Source organism: Halorubellus amylolyticus (genome assembly GCF_034808145.1).
GTDB lineage: Archaea > Halobacteriota > Halobacteria > Halobacteriales > Natrialbaceae > Halorubellus.
Map to the genome: position 1 here is coordinate 1 of NZ_JAXHGM010000042.1, position 283 is coordinate 283.

The 283-nt window shown below is 72.4% G+C and carries 1 pseudogene; it reads left to right on the forward strand.

Annotated features, from left to right (window positions below):
* A pseudogene (locus SM754_RS20195) lies at nt 1-283 on the forward strand (N-acyl homoserine lactonase family protein); the annotation flags it as partial.

Sequence of the window (283 nt, forward strand, 5' to 3'; positions counted from 1 at the left end):
TATGGCCGACATCTCGCTCACCCCGGTCCGGCGGGGCCGGCTCGTCGTCGACGAGGGCTACCTGTTCGAGGACGTTGGACTCGGGACGGCGTCGACGCCGGACCCGACCCACGAGCGGGTCGCGTGTCCCGTCTACAACGTCGTCGTCGAGCACCCGGACGCGACCGTCCTCTGGGACACGGGCTCGCACCCCGACGCCGCCGACGGTCACTGGCCGGCAGCGATGTACGACGCGTTCACCCACGAGGGCTGCCGGCCGCTCGACGAGGACCTCGACGCGGCG